This window comes from Chitinophaga filiformis (assembly GCF_900102545.1).
GTDB lineage: Bacteria > Bacteroidota > Bacteroidia > Chitinophagales > Chitinophagaceae > Chitinophaga > Chitinophaga filiformis.
Genome location: NZ_FNBN01000003.1, coordinates 1,338,621 through 1,354,849, shown reverse-complemented (window position 1 = coordinate 1,354,849; position 16,229 = coordinate 1,338,621). Strand labels below are relative to the sequence as shown.

Sequence of the window (16,229 nt, the reverse complement as noted above, 5' to 3'; positions counted from 1 at the left end):
ACAATCCAATCTTTCATATGGACTAAGGAAAAGTGACAATGCTCCAACAAAGTATAGGAAGCCTGACAAAGGATACAGGGCAACATCAAATTTCAACTAGGCGCAAAGGTGATAAAACGGCATGATAAAACACATAACACATTAGTTGTATGCATATTATAAATTATTAATTGAAAGTAACACCCAAAGAAAGCCACTGATAACGCATTGTATGTGCGTTGGGAACATCCCATGCGAAGCATCCTATGTCCTTGTCTGCATAATACCAGTTTTCCAGCTTTTTTGTATATTTTCACTATAATTTGAACCAGAACACTATATGAAAACATACGCAATACTTATTTTCTTACTATTTGCCGGAACAGCATATTCACAGAAAACTATCAACAATTACAAATACGTCCTCGTACCAGACAGGTATGATTTCTTCAAGATGGATAACCAGTACGGATTGAATACGCTGACCAAATTCCTGCTGCAGGAAAAGGGATTTACTGCCGTTATGAGCAGTGAACAAATGCCGGCTGAGATGGCTGCCAATCCCTGTAATGCACTTAAAACTGAGGTAGTACAGAAAAAAGGGTTATTCGTGACAAACCTTACCCTGCTTCTGAAAGACTGCCAGGGTAACATCATCTTCAAAAGCAAGGAAGGCAAAAGCAGGGAGAAAGAATATCAGGTTGCCTATGAATTTGCTTTGAGAGATGCCTTTTCATCGCTGAACGATGTGCCTTATAAATATGACAGTGTGTCGTTGGCGCCACCACAACCGGTGACTGCAGCACAACCACCCTTACCTTCTACTCCCGTTGCTCCCGCTCCGGCACCTACACCAGTTGCAGTTACGGAAGCAACAGGCACCTTATATGCACAGGCAACGCCTAATGGATATCAGTTGATTGATACTACCCCGAAAAAAGTGATGACACTGCTCAAAACGTCCATGGCTGATTATTTTATAAGCGAAGGAGCATACAACGGCGTTGTATTCAAAAACAATGGGGAGTGGTTTTATGAGTACTATAAAGACGGTAAACTTGTTTCCCAGAAATTGCAGATCAAGTTTTGATCGCTATCTTAATTAACATATTCTTATATAAAGAGAAAACCGGGGCCGCTAACCCCGGTTTTCTTTTTATGCTTCTTCAGTCACTCTCGATGTTTTTGTCAATGGAGCCGCCACAAACGCTGCCATTTTCGGGATCAGATGGCTCAGGCAAACGCCGATATTAAACGCAGCTGTAAAATTCTGCGCCTCTGTTTTCACATTACCATTTGCATCTGTACCATCCACATCATCAGCAAAATATCCCACACGATCAGTTATACCGGAGATAAAAAGGAACGGTGCATCACACAACAGGCGTATAACGCCATGGGTAGTTTCCACAGAACCAACAGGCAGCGTATTACCGGTATCTGCCAATGCTTTCAACCCGGCCTCGTCAGAATACTGGTAATCCGCATAGTTCGTGATATTCACCACACTTACGCCGATATAGTCTTTATCAGACAAAACGCTAATATTAGCCGATGGGTTCAGGTAAGGCTTCAATAAACGCTGTTCTATTAATTTGATGGTAGCAGCATCCAGGCGGCTGAAGATATTCGCATTGACTGCAGAAGGAAGCACTTTTTCAAAATGTGCAGGATCATCCCACTGACTTTGCGCATTCTCTCCATTTGGATGATAGTTGTGAATGAAGATATTGCTACCGAACACGACACAGCCGTTATTGTTGCCACCATTGAGGCCCAACGCAGCTGTGCCTAACGCAACCACCAGGTCCGGTTTTTCCGCGCGGTACTGAAGTATCTTCGGCAGGCATTCATGTTTGCCCTGCGAACTGGAAGGATTCCATTTAGGGTCCATGATATCCTGCACACACCAGAGTTCAATGGTGATCTGCTGGTACGAGTCCCATACGGCGCGAGGCTTTGCAGTGCCTTGAGGGAAAGTCCATGGATAGTTCAGCAGTGTGGGATTCGGAAGTTCCTGAGGACGGATTCTCACGTTCAGTAACGCATTTAAAATAGGTTCAACTTCCCAGGATTTGTTGCCTATTAATACAATCCTTTTCATAATGTGGGTTTAAAGTGTGAATGAATGTGTGGTATTGTTTTTTTAAAAAACAGCATTTGAGGTCTTAAACTGCTTTTATAATGGTTATTGGGTGTATCGGTTCCTGGTTAATAACACTGAAGTAGAAAAAAGGTTAAGGTCTGGGAGAATTATATATCGCGAATGTCCAGGGAGTCATCCGGTCGGGAAGATTATCAAAAATCTAAATTTGTGGCTGCCTGGCAATTACTTTACAAAACGCTGTATTACCCATGAGATCAACGTAAGTACCACACTAACCAAAATCATTGTTGTAATAGGAATATATATCCGGTAGTTTTCCCGCTCAATCCTGATATCTCCGGGCAAACGCCCGAGAAAGCGCAGCTTATCACCCAGGAGCCACACAAGCAGTCCTGCTATAATTAGCAACGCCCCAATAAGCATTATCGTTTTGCCAATACGTTCCATCATCCGAAATTATGCTTTTTCCCTTTCTTAGCCTATGCCCTCCCACATCTATGTACCGGGAAAATCAATGACAACACATTGCATTTCTGTTATCAATTTTTTTTTCTTTGCTTGCTTGGCTTCATATTTATTTGATATTATCTTCGCCTTGATAGTACCGGCCGGCAATAATAGCCGGGCACAGTTTGCAGGAGAAAGAGTACAATGTGATTAACTTCAAGCCGATCCTTTGTTAAAAACCTTTAAATATCAATATATGGACAATAACGAAAAAGTATTCGATATTATACAGTTCACCGGCGACAAAACCCTTTATTATGGAGCGTCCATTAACATGCCAGATATCCTGCTCAGCCAGGGGAACTACAAAAAGCATACTGAAGTAGAGATTCCCCTGGGTCACTCAAGATATGGCGGTCCTGTCGTTGATCTTCCTCCTGGTATAACATATCCTCAGGGGCTGCGTTTTGCCGCACAACTGGACCTCTCAAAGTTCTCACCCTTCGACAAGACAGGCCTGCTGCCTAAGTCCGGTCAACTGATATTCTTTGCAGACATCCTGACAGATACCGGCAAAGTGATTTACGCTGACATAGATAACAAAGACCTGGTCCGGCATATAAAAGAGCATGAGGATAATTTCTTCTCCGGTATGTTGGTAGACGAGGTTTTTGCCGGCACTGAAACCCTTTCCGAAAGATTCTACGAGGCAGAAGACGAAGAAGAAATGGAGGACGCCAATGAAGACGGAATGCTCTGGGATTATTTTGCCGGTAGCGACAAATCAAAAATATTTGGCATCTACACACATTGCCAGCTTGGACAGGAGGAGATAGAAGAGATCTCTTTTTCAGATAAGGTGGTGCTGTTACAGGTTGGTGAAAATGACTTCAATGATGTAGGCGTATTCAGCGTGCTGATATCGAAAAGCGATTTGGGAAACAGGATCTTTGATAACTGTGAATTTGCCTGGGGACAGTCTTAAGCACTCACTTTCCTGTCAAAATAAATACAGGTTTCCTCATGCAATTGCATATCCCAACCGAAGATAAAGGTAAGGATATGCAATTGCATCTAAACGCAATATTCCATCATGGAAACCCGTATCTGGCAGACGTATTACTATCAGTATTTTTAGAACAACCCTGACTATAATTCAATATCTTATCGACTGGCACCTACACTTGCCCGTATTTTAAAATGTTTCATCGACATTTTATATCCCTCAAACGAATACCTTCGCAATGAAAATGCGATGCATCCTCTTTCAAAAACCAACTGGATGGATGTTTCGTTATCCTGATTATACCATATTATACGCCATGAAAACCAGAAACAAAGTACTGTTTGCATTGCCCATGCTATTGAGCATCCTATCCTGCTCAAAAACAGAAAACACCGGTCCCTCAACATCCAGTGAACAACAAAATCAACTGCAAAAGGTTGCTGCTACTGACTACCGGCAGGAAATGCGAAACTTTGTAATTGGCATCAGCCAGTATGCCAAGGCACAGAATTCGCAATTCGCCATTATTCCGCAAAACGGGATAGAACTGATCTCTTCCAATGGAGAATCTGACGGTACCCTGGTACAAGCCTACCTGAACGCTATTGACGGCGTTGGTCAGGAAGACCTCTTCTTCGGCTATGAAGACGACAATAAGCCGACTCCTTCCGAGGATAACCTGTACCTGCGTGAATTCCTTAACAGGATCAAGACCAGCAAAAAAGTAATGGTAACAGATTATTGCTCCAGTAAGACCAACATGGATAAGTCTTACAGTTCCAACAACACGAACGGCTACATCTCTTTTGCCGCGGATAAACGGGAACTGTATAATATCCCCTCTTACCCGGCCCAGCCTTACAACGTGAACAGCACCAACATTACCAGCCTTTCACAGGCAAAGAATTTCCTGTACCTGATCAACCCGGAGAAATTCTCTTCTAAGAAACAGTTCATCGACTCCGTAAAAACGAAGAATTATGACGTGATCCTCATGGATCTCTTCCTGAACAATACTGCCTTTACGGCAGCAGAGATTGATCAGCTTAAAACAAAGGCCAACGGTGGTAAACGCCTGGTGATTGCTTACATGTCCATCGGCGAAGCTGAAGACTACCGCTATTACTGGCAGAGCACCTGGAAAGTGGGCAACCCGCCATTTATCGTAGCAGAAAACCCTGACTGGGAAGGCAACTACAAAGTACAGTACTGGAACGCCAACTGGAAAAGTGTCATCTACGGTAATGATAATTCCTATACAAAGAAACTGTTGAACAGTCACTTTGATGGTGCTTATCTCGATATTATCGACGGATTCGAATATTTTGAAGGTAACTAAGACATCTTATTTTTTTACTGGCACGATATAGAGAAGATGCAGTACGCTTAGCGATACTGCATCTTCTCTTTTCTAAATCCCCCAAATATGCTCTTTCAGACTGGACTACCTGTCTTTCTTAAAACTGCCCTATCCTGACAATCCATATATCTGTATCTTTGCGTGGCTTTTGGTGAAGGTAGTCCCATAGCAGCAAAAATAAAACGACTACCTGTAATCGGTTATTTGGCTATACTAATGAACGTATTTGATCTTCTGATTAACGATAAAGAACAGGTGTCATTCAACGATATATTCCTTGAAGCATCCAATAGGGAAAAGATTGTACAGCTCATCAAAGAGCACACCTATATAGAGGAACTGCACCAATACGGGTTGCCTGTAAATAACAAAATATTACTTCACGGCAGCTCCGGCTGTGGTAAAACCATGACCGCCAAAGCTATTGCACAGGCCCTTGGTAAAAATATCCTGATACTGAACCTCAGTAATATCATCTGCGCACGTATCGGCGAAACCTCACAGAACATAAAACAGGTATTTGACAAAGCAGGCCGGGAAAAAGCGGTTCTCTTCCTGGACGAATTTGACCAGATAGGAAAAGCGAGAGATAACGACGATCAGGATGTAGGCGAAATGCGAAGGCTGGTAAACACACTCATACAGCTGATCGATTATTATCCTGAGAACGCCTTATTACTATGCGCTACCAATCATGCTGAAATTATTGATACCGCATTGTTAAGACGATTTCAGTTAAGAGTCGATTTTCAGATGCCCACACAGGAGATGTTGGATGAGTATTACGATAAATTATTATCCCGGTTTCCGAAGCACATGCAGCACATAGAACGGAAATATAATATCTCATTTGCCGAAGCAAGAGATTACACCTTTACTGTCGTCAAAAGCAAATTGATTGCAGAACTGGAGGCGAGGCAGGAGGTTCGTATATCTTAGCTGCGGCAGACAGATGTATACAAAAAGGCCGCATATTGCTATGCGGCCGGTTGTTCAATGTCCACTGTCTAATACTTCATGTAGCTTCGTGTCCAGGTCTTCTCCCCGGAGATTCTTTGCAATGATCCGTCCTTCTTTATCCAGGAGGAAATTCTGAGGTATACTTCGTATGCTGTATAACTTAGCTGCTTCATTCTGCCAGAAATTCAGATCAGACAAGTGTGTCCAGCCTGTAAGACCATCATCATGAATAGCCTTCATCCATTTCGCTTTAGCCCCCGGCGCATCAAGTGAGACGCTTACAATAGTAAATCCCTTGTCTTTATATTTATTAAAAGCACGTACCACCGCAGGGTTCTCATGCCTGCAAGGACCGCACCAGCTTGCCCAGAAATCCAGCAGTACATACTTGTCCCTAAAATTATGCAGCGATACATTGTTACCCGCTGTATCTGTCTGCGTAAAATCAGGCGCCACTTCTCCGATAGCCGTCTTCTTGAGGTCCTGCAACAGGTCATAATAAGCTTGTACATCTTTATCTGCCTTCAATGAATCAGATAACAAGGCATACACCGGTTCCACCTGGAAAGGATCTGGCAACAGTCCTCCGTATTCTTTTAACGCATCGAAACTAACCAGGCTGGCAGGATTGTCTTTAATAAACTGTTTCATTATGTCTTTCCGCTGCTGCAACAAAGCCTTCCGGGTATGCACGTCATTGGTATCATTCGCATGCAGTATGGACAGCTTATCTGATATTGGCTGTATTGCACGCCTCAATCGTGCCAGGTCTGTATTCAGTTTTGTTCCGCTGATCTTTATATGACTAGCGGAATCCGGGCTTTCTACCTTTATTACACCCGGTTCAATATAGCAGTTGAAATGACCTTCAGGAGCCACATTGCGTACACCTACGCCCCATTCATCAATAATAACCGTACCCCTCGACGGATGCCCGATAGTCCCTTCGAAATGGAAAACGCCTCGTTTCAACGGTATTGAATCAAGAATGAAATGATCTCCTGAATTATACGATAGATAGGCCTTCGCAGGACGATCTAATTTACCTATTTTACCCAGGATCGTGAATCTGTTCGACTGCCCTGCCGCTATTACCGGCAACGACATCATGATCGATACTATTATTTTTTTCATCTGCTCTGCATTTTTAAAAACACATGGTCGTGTTCAATCCAACTGAAACACTACTTAACTCTTTCATCTTTAGAAATTGGAAGGATTGGGCGTAAGCGCCGGGTTATTAGCCAATTCTGTGGCAGGAATAGGAAATAATGAGGAAGTCGCCTTCCAAGTACCCGGTTTCTCTGCCATCATTACTTCATCCACTCGTCCTGTACGTACCAGATCGATCCAGCGATGCCCATAGCCTTCGCCAAACAGCTCTACCCTTCTCTCCTGTTCAATAGCCAGCAGCACATCTTTTTGAGCCGTATTATCGCTTATACCGGCAAGACCTGCTCTTGCGCGTATCGCGTTAATATCGCTGATAGCACCTTGCAGGTTTTGCTGTTGCGCCCTTGCCTCAGCACGGATCAGGTACTGCTCGGCCAGCCTTAACAGCATATAGTCTTCAATAGCCGATGCATCTGCGGGTGTAGTAACAGCCTTATACTTATTATTATAATTAAAGGAAGTACCGGAAACGTTTGCTTCTCCCACCCAGGCAGCTTTCCTGCCATCGCCTGATTCAAATGCGTTGACTAGTTCCGGGCGCATTTTTGTAACGTACGACAAAGAAGTATTATCCGTGGGAACATATACTCCCGCAGCATAAGTATAGTTGTTATTCGTAACGCCTGTCGTATTTATCTGCCAGATAGCCTCCATACTGCCTCTTAAAAAAACACCGTTGAGATCCTTCACTAGTCTGAACTCGGCTGAATCTGCAATCAATACACTGGCTTTCGCCTCTGCATCAGCCCAACTCTTCTGATAAAGATAAGCCCTTGCCAGCAGCGCAGTAGCCACCCATTTATTACAACGGCCATTTCTCACAGTATTTGTAGGTAGTGCAGCCTCTGCATCCTTAAGATCAGCAATGATCGCATTCAGTACATCGGCCTTAGGTGTCCGCGGGGCCTTAGCGGTCACCGTTACATCTGTGGTCATGATCAGCGGAACGTCTCCAAAATAGCTCATTAAATAAAGATGACAGAAGGCCCTGAATACTTTTGCTTCTGCGATGTATTGCGCCTTTAAATTGTCTGCAACAGGGCTCCCCGGTACTTTCGTTATGATGCCATTCGCCTGATAGATGATCTGGTAAAATAAACTCCATATGCCGCCCAGGTCATAATTGGCCGGAGATATACTGTTGTTCATGAACTCATCATAATAATTCTGCCCGTACTCAAATTCATCGGCTGTGATGCCCAGCAGGAAATCGCCCTGATAGTTGAGGAAATTCGCCGGAGTAAAAGCAAAAGTATACAAGCCATTCACTGCAGCAAGCGTATTGGATGCGCTGCTGAAAACAGCCTCAGATGTTATCTGGTCCTTTGGCGGATCGATAGCAAGATATTTTTTGCACGAGGGTAAGGCGCATAACAAACATACCATCCCAATTGTGAAGACGAGGCGTTTATACTGATTTGTCGTTTTCATGTTCATATGCTTTACAATGTTAACTGGATACCGCCTGTCAGCGTCTTTAAAACCGGTGTTGCATTCTGTACTTCCGGATCAAGCCCTTTATAGTGTGTGAATGTGAACAGGTTCTGTCCCTGTACATACACACGCAGACTCTGTGCCCTCATTTTTTCAATGATCTTCTTAGGTAGTGAATAAGAGAAAGAAAGATTCTTTACCCGGATATAAGAAGCATCTGAATACGCTGCCGACGACATAGGCAACTGGTAGATGTACGCATAACCCGCATCCGAAGAAGTAGTAGTGGTCAATGCACTCCTGCTGGCATTGGTATGACCGGGCTCCCAGTAATCCTGTGCAAGATAGGCCGGTAAATTAACCTTATAACCCACAGGATAATAATAGGCCTTTATAGCATTATAACCATTCTGTTTGCTGAACTGCAAAAAGATATCCAGGCTGAAGTTTTTATAACTGATCGTATTGCTCAAGCCTCCATAATACTTCGGGTATCGTGAACCAATATTGATATAATCACCCGAAGAAGTGATACTGCCATCTTTATTCACATCCTCAAACTGGGCAACACCCGTTGTTGCAGATATACCTGTATAATGATATCCCCTGAACAGGTCCAAAGGCTGTCCTACTACATAATACAAGGCATAGGGAGAAGAGGCCAGACCCGGAAATGCTAATAAAGTATTCTTTGGGAAAGTAATATTGAAGTTCGTTTGCCAATGAAAGCGCTTACTATTGATATTTGTAGTACTTAACTCAAATTCCCAACTGGTGTTTTGCACCAACGCTGGTAAATTGGCCTGATAATAACTAAAGCCGCTTTGCGTAGGCAATGAAGTCTGCACCAGCTGATTGTTGGAACGGCTGCGATAAAAGGCTGATGTAAGCAATATCCTGTCTTTCAGAAATCCTAAGTCCATTGCTACTTCCAGCTTTTTATTCGTTTCCCAGCCGTAATCCGGATTAGCGATATTGTTGGAGTAAAGCCCCAGGTTACCATTGTAAGGAAGCGAATTGCTGGTATAGGTTTCAAGATACCTGTAATCCAGTATCTGATCATTACCCGTCACACCATAGCTGCTTCTTAACTTTCCGAAGCTTAAAACAGGAAGTGTGCGTTTAACAATATTTTCTTCGGAGAATATCCATCCGCCACTTACTGACCAGAAGTCCCCAAATTGCCTGCCAGGACCAAACCGGGAGGAACCATCTCTTCTGAAGGTAGCGTTTAAGATATACCTATCCTTCCAGCGGAAGTTCGCCCTGCCAAATCCTGATATATACTTGTACTGCGTATTCGTAAGTGTCTTATTGGTAATAGCAGTAGCGGCAGAAATACTCTCTATCAGATCATCACTGGTAAAGTTAATACCCGTGATGGAATTGGTTTTCGAGCTACTTGACTGCATGGTGCTACCTGCTAAAACATTGAGTACACCTTTTGAGATCTTCTTTGTATAATCCAGCTGAGGCTCTATAATATAAGACTGCGTGCTGCTGTTACCGAAAGTTGCAGAACTTTTGGTAGAGGAAGTAGAGGTTGGATTAAAAGCCGTAGTCGGAGCTGTTGACTGCTGCGCCATAGACATCTTGGTATAACCTACATTTACTTTGGCATTCAATCCTGGTAAAACTGCATACCTGATGGATGTATTAGCAATAAAGTTATCAGTCGAGGTCCTGCCCACCTTTAAGAGATAGGAATAAGGATTTGTCAGCGGTGGCGTAGTATTGCCCTTTATCCAGTAAAGGTTTCCCGTAGTATCATAATGCGGGAAGTTAGGCGGTGCGAAAATGGATAAATAAGGATCTGCTGCCAGCGTTTTAATATTATCATTGGAATAAGTGACAGATGTATTTATGTTCAGTCGCTTGTCCGTTGAGTTGTGATCCAGGTTAAGATGACCGCTTACCCTGTTGTCATGATTATCTCCAAAAATAATAGACCCTTCATGATGATATCCTCCTCCCAGCAGAAAACGGGTGTTCTCATCACCACCAGATACGGTTGCCTGTACATTCGTCAGTGGCGAAGTATTCCCTAATATCAATTTAGGGAAATTGGTATATGCGTTCTGGTCCCATAATAACAGGTCCTGGGCATTACTGATGGTTGGCGTGATATTATCAGCCGCAAAAGCCTTTTTCCGGATAGTGAGGTATTGCTGCGTATTCATAAACTCCGGTATCCTGGTAGCTACGCTTGCTCCTGAATAGGCATTCACATCCAGTTTTGTTTTACCTGCCTTCCCTTTTTTAGTGGTGATCAGCACGACCCCGTTAGAACCACGGGAACCATAGATAGCAGTAGCTTCAGCATCTTTCAAAACGGTGATACTTTCTATATCCATTGGATTGATGCTGTTAAAAGGACTTACCGAACCACTGGCTGTGTTGGACACATTGCTGATAGAAGTGGCAGGAATAGGGATGCCATCTACTATATAAAGAGGATTGGACAACGCGGAGATAGAGTTGTTTCCCCGTATCTGCATGGTAACAGCAGATCCCGGGATACCATTGGCACTGGTAATAAACACACCCGGCATGCGGCCCTGCAGGGCAGTTAAAACATTCGTTACAGGCTGTTTTTCGATGTCCGCACTTTTAATAGTGGTGGCACTACCTGTCACAAATCTTTTGGTGGATACACCGTAAGCAATGATCTGGATCTCATCTAAGCGGGAATCAGACGGAGACAAAGATACCCTTCCGATTTCGGCGGTATTGATCATGATCTCCCTGGACGCAAATCCAACATAGCTGATCACCAGCAGATCGCCAACATTGGCATCAATAGAGAACTTACCATTTGCATCAGTAACTGCAACGGCCTTCCCTCCTTTTACTTTCATAGTGGCGCCCACAAGTGGCTCACCATTTTCATTGGTGATCCTGCCCGTTATAGGAGGATTGGCAACAGGAATATCAGCTTCTTCGGGTTGCAGCTCCTTTGGACCAGCCGGAGGATCGGTCTTTTTAATAAAGATGGTCTTCCGGATGATCTTATAGTCCAGTAGCTGCCCTTTTAATATCCTGGTCAGGAAATGATCTATCGGATCGTTTTTAACCGAGAGGGTCACCGGCCTACTGCCATCCAGCACGGAGTAGTCGTAGAAAAGGACATACCCGGTCTGTTCTTTAATAGCGGAAAAGACCTTTCCCAGGGGAACGTCTCTTCCCGAAAAAGTAACCGTCTGTGAAAAGCCATTTGCGCTTATCTGGAGGCAGACGGCAAGCATCAGAATGGAAGTTAATTTCATCGTTCGAATCAATGTCTTTTCGATGATCCCGCAGGATCTTTCTTTGGTTGATCTCATCCCTGACACAGGCGGAACCGCACAGCGGCGCCTCAGCCAGGCCGGCTGCTTACAAAAAGCCTTAAATTGCATACATTCGCGTAGTTTGGGTGAAAGAATAAGCTGTCTTGCAGGACCTTGCTTTGTTCCGGACTACCCGAACGCCAGCCAGAAATGTTCCTGCATTTCTGGCTTCTATTTCAGGTAGCTTTATTTTGACACCACATCGGTGGATTATTCTCCCTTACGGAATAACTATCAGCTTTTTACCCTCTACTTTAAAATGGACACCAGCGGCTTCCAGGCCGTCCAGTACCTCTGATAAGTTCAGGTCGCGCCCTATCTCACCGCCGAATTTCCGTGGCGTAACAATGCCCTGATACACCACATCCACATCATACCAGCGAGACAACTGGCGCAATACTTCCTGAATGGTTAGTTTATTGAAATTGAAAAGTCCGTTTTTCCATGCCATGGCCTGGTCAACATCTGCATGATCCACTACTTTGATCTGCTCTGCCGCCAGCGCTTGCTGGCCGGGCTTTAATACCACGGCCAGCGTTTCTCCTCCCATTTTGCGCTGAACCACTTTTATAATGCCCTCCAGCAAAGTGGTCTTGATCGTAGATTCATCGGTATAGGAATTAATATTAAAATGAGTTCCCAGCACTTCTACTACCATATCATTTACTTTCACCCGGAAAGGCCTGGCGCTTTCTTTCGCCACTTCAAAATAGACTTCTCCGGAGATGACCACTTCCCTGTTATTGCCGGTAAATACGGTCGGATAGGTAATGGAAGATGCGGCATTGAGCCAGACGCCTGTGCCATCCGGCAGGAGGAGACTATACTGACCGCCACGGGGAGTGCTCATCGTATTATATACTCTCCCCGTAACATTACCTTTGTTGATCTGGTATGCCAGTTGTCCGTTACTAAGCTTAGTGATCGTTGCACCACCCTGCTGCGCCACCAGTCCATTGACGGTACTATCCAGGATGATCTGCTGTCCGCCTGCAAGCGTAAGGATAGCCTTATTACTACCCGGACGTATTTCATTTTGCGCAAGACTGCCCGCGCTGATGGTCGCCTGATCTTTACTTCGGTGGTTCGTAAGCCACAGATAAGAGCTAATGCCGAGCAGCAATACTACCGAAGCAGCCACCCATCCCCACGGGCGGATGCGTCGCACCCTGCCTGCCGGCAAGGCTGGCATATGCTCTTTATCTATGCCTACTATAGCTGCGATTCTGGCGTCCCATCTTGTAATATCTCCCCGGTTATCCACCGGCTGTTCTTCTATGAGTTGTTGTATGGTATCCTGAACAAGCGGAGCCTGCTGTCCATCCTGCAGCAGATCTGCTAATTCCTCCATTTCTTCGGGAGAAATATGCTTATCCAGATACTGCTGTAATAAGTAATAGACGCGTTTTTCGTTTGTCATATCATTATGTGGAAAAGTGCCCTGTATCTAATGAGACTAATAGAAAAATAAAAAGGCCTATTGGCCTCCAAATTTTTTTTACATCTTCAATAAAAGAAGAATAAGCCAATATGGCAAATACCCCCCTTTCTCTACTTTCTCCCGAATGGCTTTAGTGGCAACCAACAAGGTGTTTTTTACTGTGCTTACGGAAATACCCAGTTCGCTGGCTATTTCAGCTGGCTTCAGACCATGCTCGCGTTGCAGGAGATAAATCCTTCTGCGTTGGGGAGGCAGCTCTGCTATGGCCTGCTGAACAAGGGCCCTGATGTCATTGACGGTCAGGTTTACTTCAACGGGGTTATCTGCAGTCGGCTGTTCATCCTGGTGAAGACGGATGGCCTGTGTGGCCCTCATATTCTTTTGAAGCCAGGTATATGCCTGGTTGGAAGCAATCTTAAAGATCCAGGCGCGGGGATGGTCGATTGTCGGGAGTGTATGACGGTAAAGCCATACCCGGAGGAAAACTTCCTGTATGATCTCGTCAGCAGTATCCTGAGATGCTGTAAGCTTTATTAAGAAAGGGAACAGCAGCCTGCCATACAACCGGTAAAGTTCCCGGAACGCAGACTCCTCACCTTCGGCAATGCGAAGAAATAGTGCCTTCTCATTAATATGTTGAGAATCAGTCGACAAATAGACAGCAGTTTACGAGTGGGTATCATTTGTTCACTGGACAAAAGAAGAAATAACGGTGGTAAGAGTACAAATAAACACAAAAAATTGCTTTATTCAAATGGCGGATAACAGCTTATGTGTTGAAAGAGAAAAATATTATATTGAGAATAGCTATCAAACCCGTTCACTATGGATCAGTCCAGACGAGATTTCCTGAAAACAGCCGGCTGCCTGACAATAGGATTTTCCTTCGGCGCTCCTTACGTAACAGATGCTATTTTACCATTGCAGGAGTTACCCGGTTCTCTTAAAAGATATCCCAATATAGATGCCTGGCTGAATGTATTAGCCGATGGCAGTGTGCGTGTATTTACCGGTAAAATAGAACTGGGCCAGGGTCTTGGTATCGCTATAGCACAGGTAGCGGCAGAAGAACTGGACCTGGACATTGACAAAGTGATTGTCTCAATCGCAGAAACAGGCGTAACACCTAATGAATCTTATACCGCCGGCAGCGCTTCTATTGAAACAAGCGCTATGTCTGTACGTTATGCCGCTGCAGCAGCAAGACAACAGCTACTACAGCTGGCTGCTCCCCTTCTAGACATTCCGGCAGAAGAACTGGAAATGTCTAACGGTACGGTATATACAAAGAACAGAAATCAGGTGCTTACATTTGCCGAAGTACTGGGTGGTAAGAAGCTGAGTGGCGACATCAGACTCCCACTACCACTGAAAGCAAAGGAGGACTATCGCATTTCCGGCAAACCGGTTCACCGCAAAGACCTTGCTGCAATGCTCAGTGGCGGTCCCTTGTTTGTTCATGACCTGCGCTTTCCCGGTATGTTACATGCCCGCGTTGTACGTCCTCCTGCTTATGATGCTAAACTGGAGAGTTTCAATGAACAATATGTAAGATCAAAAGTACCAGGACTGCAAAAAGTAGTGGTTAATGGTAGTTTCCTCGCCGTTATTGCAACAGGTGAATACCCCGCCATGCAGGCACAAAAGATACTGTCAGAAAATACAAAATGGTCGCAGGTAAAATCATTGGAGGGAGGCAAAGATCTTGCTGCTTATCTGAAGCAACTACCTGTGCAATCCCAGAACGTGGAACAAAAAGGAACACAGCTCACCGGCACAGCTACTGTTCGCGCAAGCTATTTCAAACCATATATCATGCATGGGGCTATAGGCCCTTCCTGTGCGGTTGCACTATATGAAAAAGACCAGCTGCATATCTGGACGCACAGCCAGGGTGTGTATCCATTGAGGGAATCGCTGAAAGAGCTCTTGCAGTTACCGGTAGACCGTATCCATATCAAGGGTGTGCCAGGTGCCGGTTGTTTCGGACATAACGGCGCTGACGATGTAGCTGCAGAAGCTGCATTGTTGGCCATGCAGATACCCGGAAAACATATACGTCTGCAGTGGTCAAGACAGGAAGAGCATGGCTGGGAACCATACGGCAGCGCTATGCTGATGGAAGCAGCGGCATTGCTGGACAACAACGGCAGGATCAGTCACTGGCAATACGCCTTGTGGTCAGATACCCATAGCACCCGACCAGGTGGCAAGGCATCGAATCTCCTGCCAGCATGGTACATTGAAAAGCCTTTTCCCCGGCCTGGCGACGGGTACAGCGGTGGCGCTTACCGGAACTCAGAACCGTATTATAACTTTCCAAACGTCAATGTAAAGTCGCACTCTTTCAAAGGGCCTTTACGGGTATCGGCACTTCGTAGTTTAGGAGCATTTGGTAACATTTTCGCAATCGAGTCTTTCATGGAAGAAATAGCTGTAGCGGCAAAAAAAGACCCATATGAATTCCGGCTGATGCACCTGGAAGACAAACGGGCCATTGCGGTAGTAGAAAAACTGAAAGCGATAGTGCCCTCCGGGCCTCAGGGTAATGGTAGTGGAATAGGTATTGCCTTTGCCCGTTATAAGAACACAGCCGCCTATGCAGCTGTCGCTGCGCAGGTACAGGTGAAAGACGGAATGGTAAAGATAGAACAGATGTGGGCTGTGATAGATGCCGGGGAGATCATCAATCCGGATGGCATCAAAAACCAGACGGAAGGTGGCCTGGTGCAGGCCGCCAGCTGGACATTACGGGAGCAGGTAAAGTTTGATGAAAAGATTCGCAGCAAAGACTGGATCAGTTACCCGGTGCTGCCTTTCGGGCAGGTACCTGTAGTGGAAGTAGCACTGATTGACCATCCCAATGAGGAACCGCTGGGCGCTGGTGAAGCAGTACAGGGACCTGCAGGAGCAGCCATTGCCAACGCTGTTTACTATGCTACCGGCGTACGTGTGCGTGATCTGCCCATACTGCCAGAAAAACTGTTACGCTAAAT

At 45.0% G+C, this 16,229-nt stretch carries 12 protein-coding genes; 5 read left to right on the top strand and 7 right to left on the bottom strand.

What is annotated here, in order from left to right:
* Positions 1–319: 319 nt before the first annotated feature.
* Entirely contained in the window at positions 320–1,069 is a 750-nt protein-coding gene (locus BLR32_RS17645) for a hypothetical protein (protein ID WP_089834103.1), read from the top strand.
* A 66-nt stretch (positions 1,070–1,135) separates the two neighbouring features.
* On the opposite strand, the gene BLR32_RS17640 is transcribed toward BLR32_RS17645, so the two are convergent.
* Together BLR32_RS17640 and BLR32_RS17635 are read right to left on the bottom strand one after the other, a co-directional pair.
* Positions 1,136–2,083, bottom strand: coding sequence for a hypothetical protein (locus tag BLR32_RS17640; RefSeq protein WP_089834101.1), 948 nt, complete (start codon positions 2,081–2,083; stop codon positions 1,136–1,138).
* 225 nt (positions 2,084–2,308) lie between these two features.
* Positions 2,309–2,509, bottom strand: coding sequence for a DUF2905 domain-containing protein (locus BLR32_RS17635; RefSeq protein ID WP_245705454.1), 201 nt, complete (start codon positions 2,507–2,509; stop codon positions 2,309–2,311).
* 280 nt (positions 2,510–2,789) lie between these two features.
* Here BLR32_RS17635 and BLR32_RS17630 point away from each other — a divergent pair, with 280 nt between their 5' ends.
* From BLR32_RS17630 to BLR32_RS17620, 3 genes are all read left to right on the top strand, one after another.
* Positions 2,790–3,518, top strand: a complete 729-nt coding sequence (locus BLR32_RS17630; protein WP_089834099.1) for a DUF1963 domain-containing protein — start codon at positions 2,790–2,792, stop codon at positions 3,516–3,518.
* Between the two features lie 337 nt (positions 3,519–3,855).
* Entirely contained in the window at positions 3,856–4,878 is a 1,023-nt protein-coding gene (locus tag BLR32_RS17625) for an endo alpha-1,4 polygalactosaminidase (protein WP_089834197.1), read from the top strand.
* Positions 4,879–5,115: 237 nt separating this feature from the next.
* The gene (locus BLR32_RS17620; protein ID WP_089834097.1) at positions 5,116–5,838 is read left to right on the top strand and encodes an AAA family ATPase; all 723 of its coding nucleotides are present in this window, start codon (positions 5,116–5,118) and stop codon (positions 5,836–5,838) included.
* Positions 5,839–5,892: 54 nt separating this feature from the next.
* Here BLR32_RS17620 and BLR32_RS17615 read toward each other — a convergent pair whose 3' ends face one another.
* From BLR32_RS17615 to BLR32_RS17595, 5 genes are all read right to left on the bottom strand, one after another.
* Positions 5,893–6,993: a TlpA disulfide reductase family protein gene (locus BLR32_RS17615; protein WP_089834096.1), complete on the bottom strand. Its 1,101-nt coding sequence runs from the start codon at positions 6,991–6,993 to the stop codon at positions 5,893–5,895.
* Between the two features lie 69 nt (positions 6,994–7,062).
* Positions 7,063–8,463, bottom strand: coding sequence for a RagB/SusD family nutrient uptake outer membrane protein (locus BLR32_RS17610; protein ID WP_176842326.1), 1,401 nt, complete (start codon positions 8,461–8,463; stop codon positions 7,063–7,065).
* An 11-nt stretch (positions 8,464–8,474) separates the two neighbouring features.
* The gene (locus BLR32_RS17605; RefSeq protein ID WP_218124205.1) at positions 8,475–11,711 is read right to left on the bottom strand and encodes a SusC/RagA family TonB-linked outer membrane protein; all 3,237 of its coding nucleotides are present in this window, start codon (positions 11,709–11,711) and stop codon (positions 8,475–8,477) included.
* A 301-nt stretch (positions 11,712–12,012) separates the two neighbouring features.
* A complete protein-coding gene (locus BLR32_RS17600; protein ID WP_089834090.1) occupies positions 12,013–13,212 on the bottom strand; it encodes a FecR family protein in 1,200 nt (399 codons plus the stop codon).
* Positions 13,213–13,290: 78 nt separating this feature from the next.
* On the bottom strand, positions 13,291–13,887 hold the full coding sequence (locus BLR32_RS17595) for an RNA polymerase sigma factor (protein ID WP_089834087.1): 597 nt from the start codon (positions 13,885–13,887) through the stop codon (positions 13,291–13,293).
* 171 nt (positions 13,888–14,058) lie between these two features.
* Between BLR32_RS17595 and BLR32_RS17590 the strand changes: the two genes are divergently transcribed.
* Positions 14,059–16,227 (top strand): xanthine dehydrogenase family protein molybdopterin-binding subunit, encoded by a 2,169-nt coding sequence (locus BLR32_RS17590; RefSeq protein WP_089834085.1) that lies wholly within the window; start codon positions 14,059–14,061, stop codon positions 16,225–16,227.
* Positions 16,228–16,229: the final 2 nt, after the last annotated feature.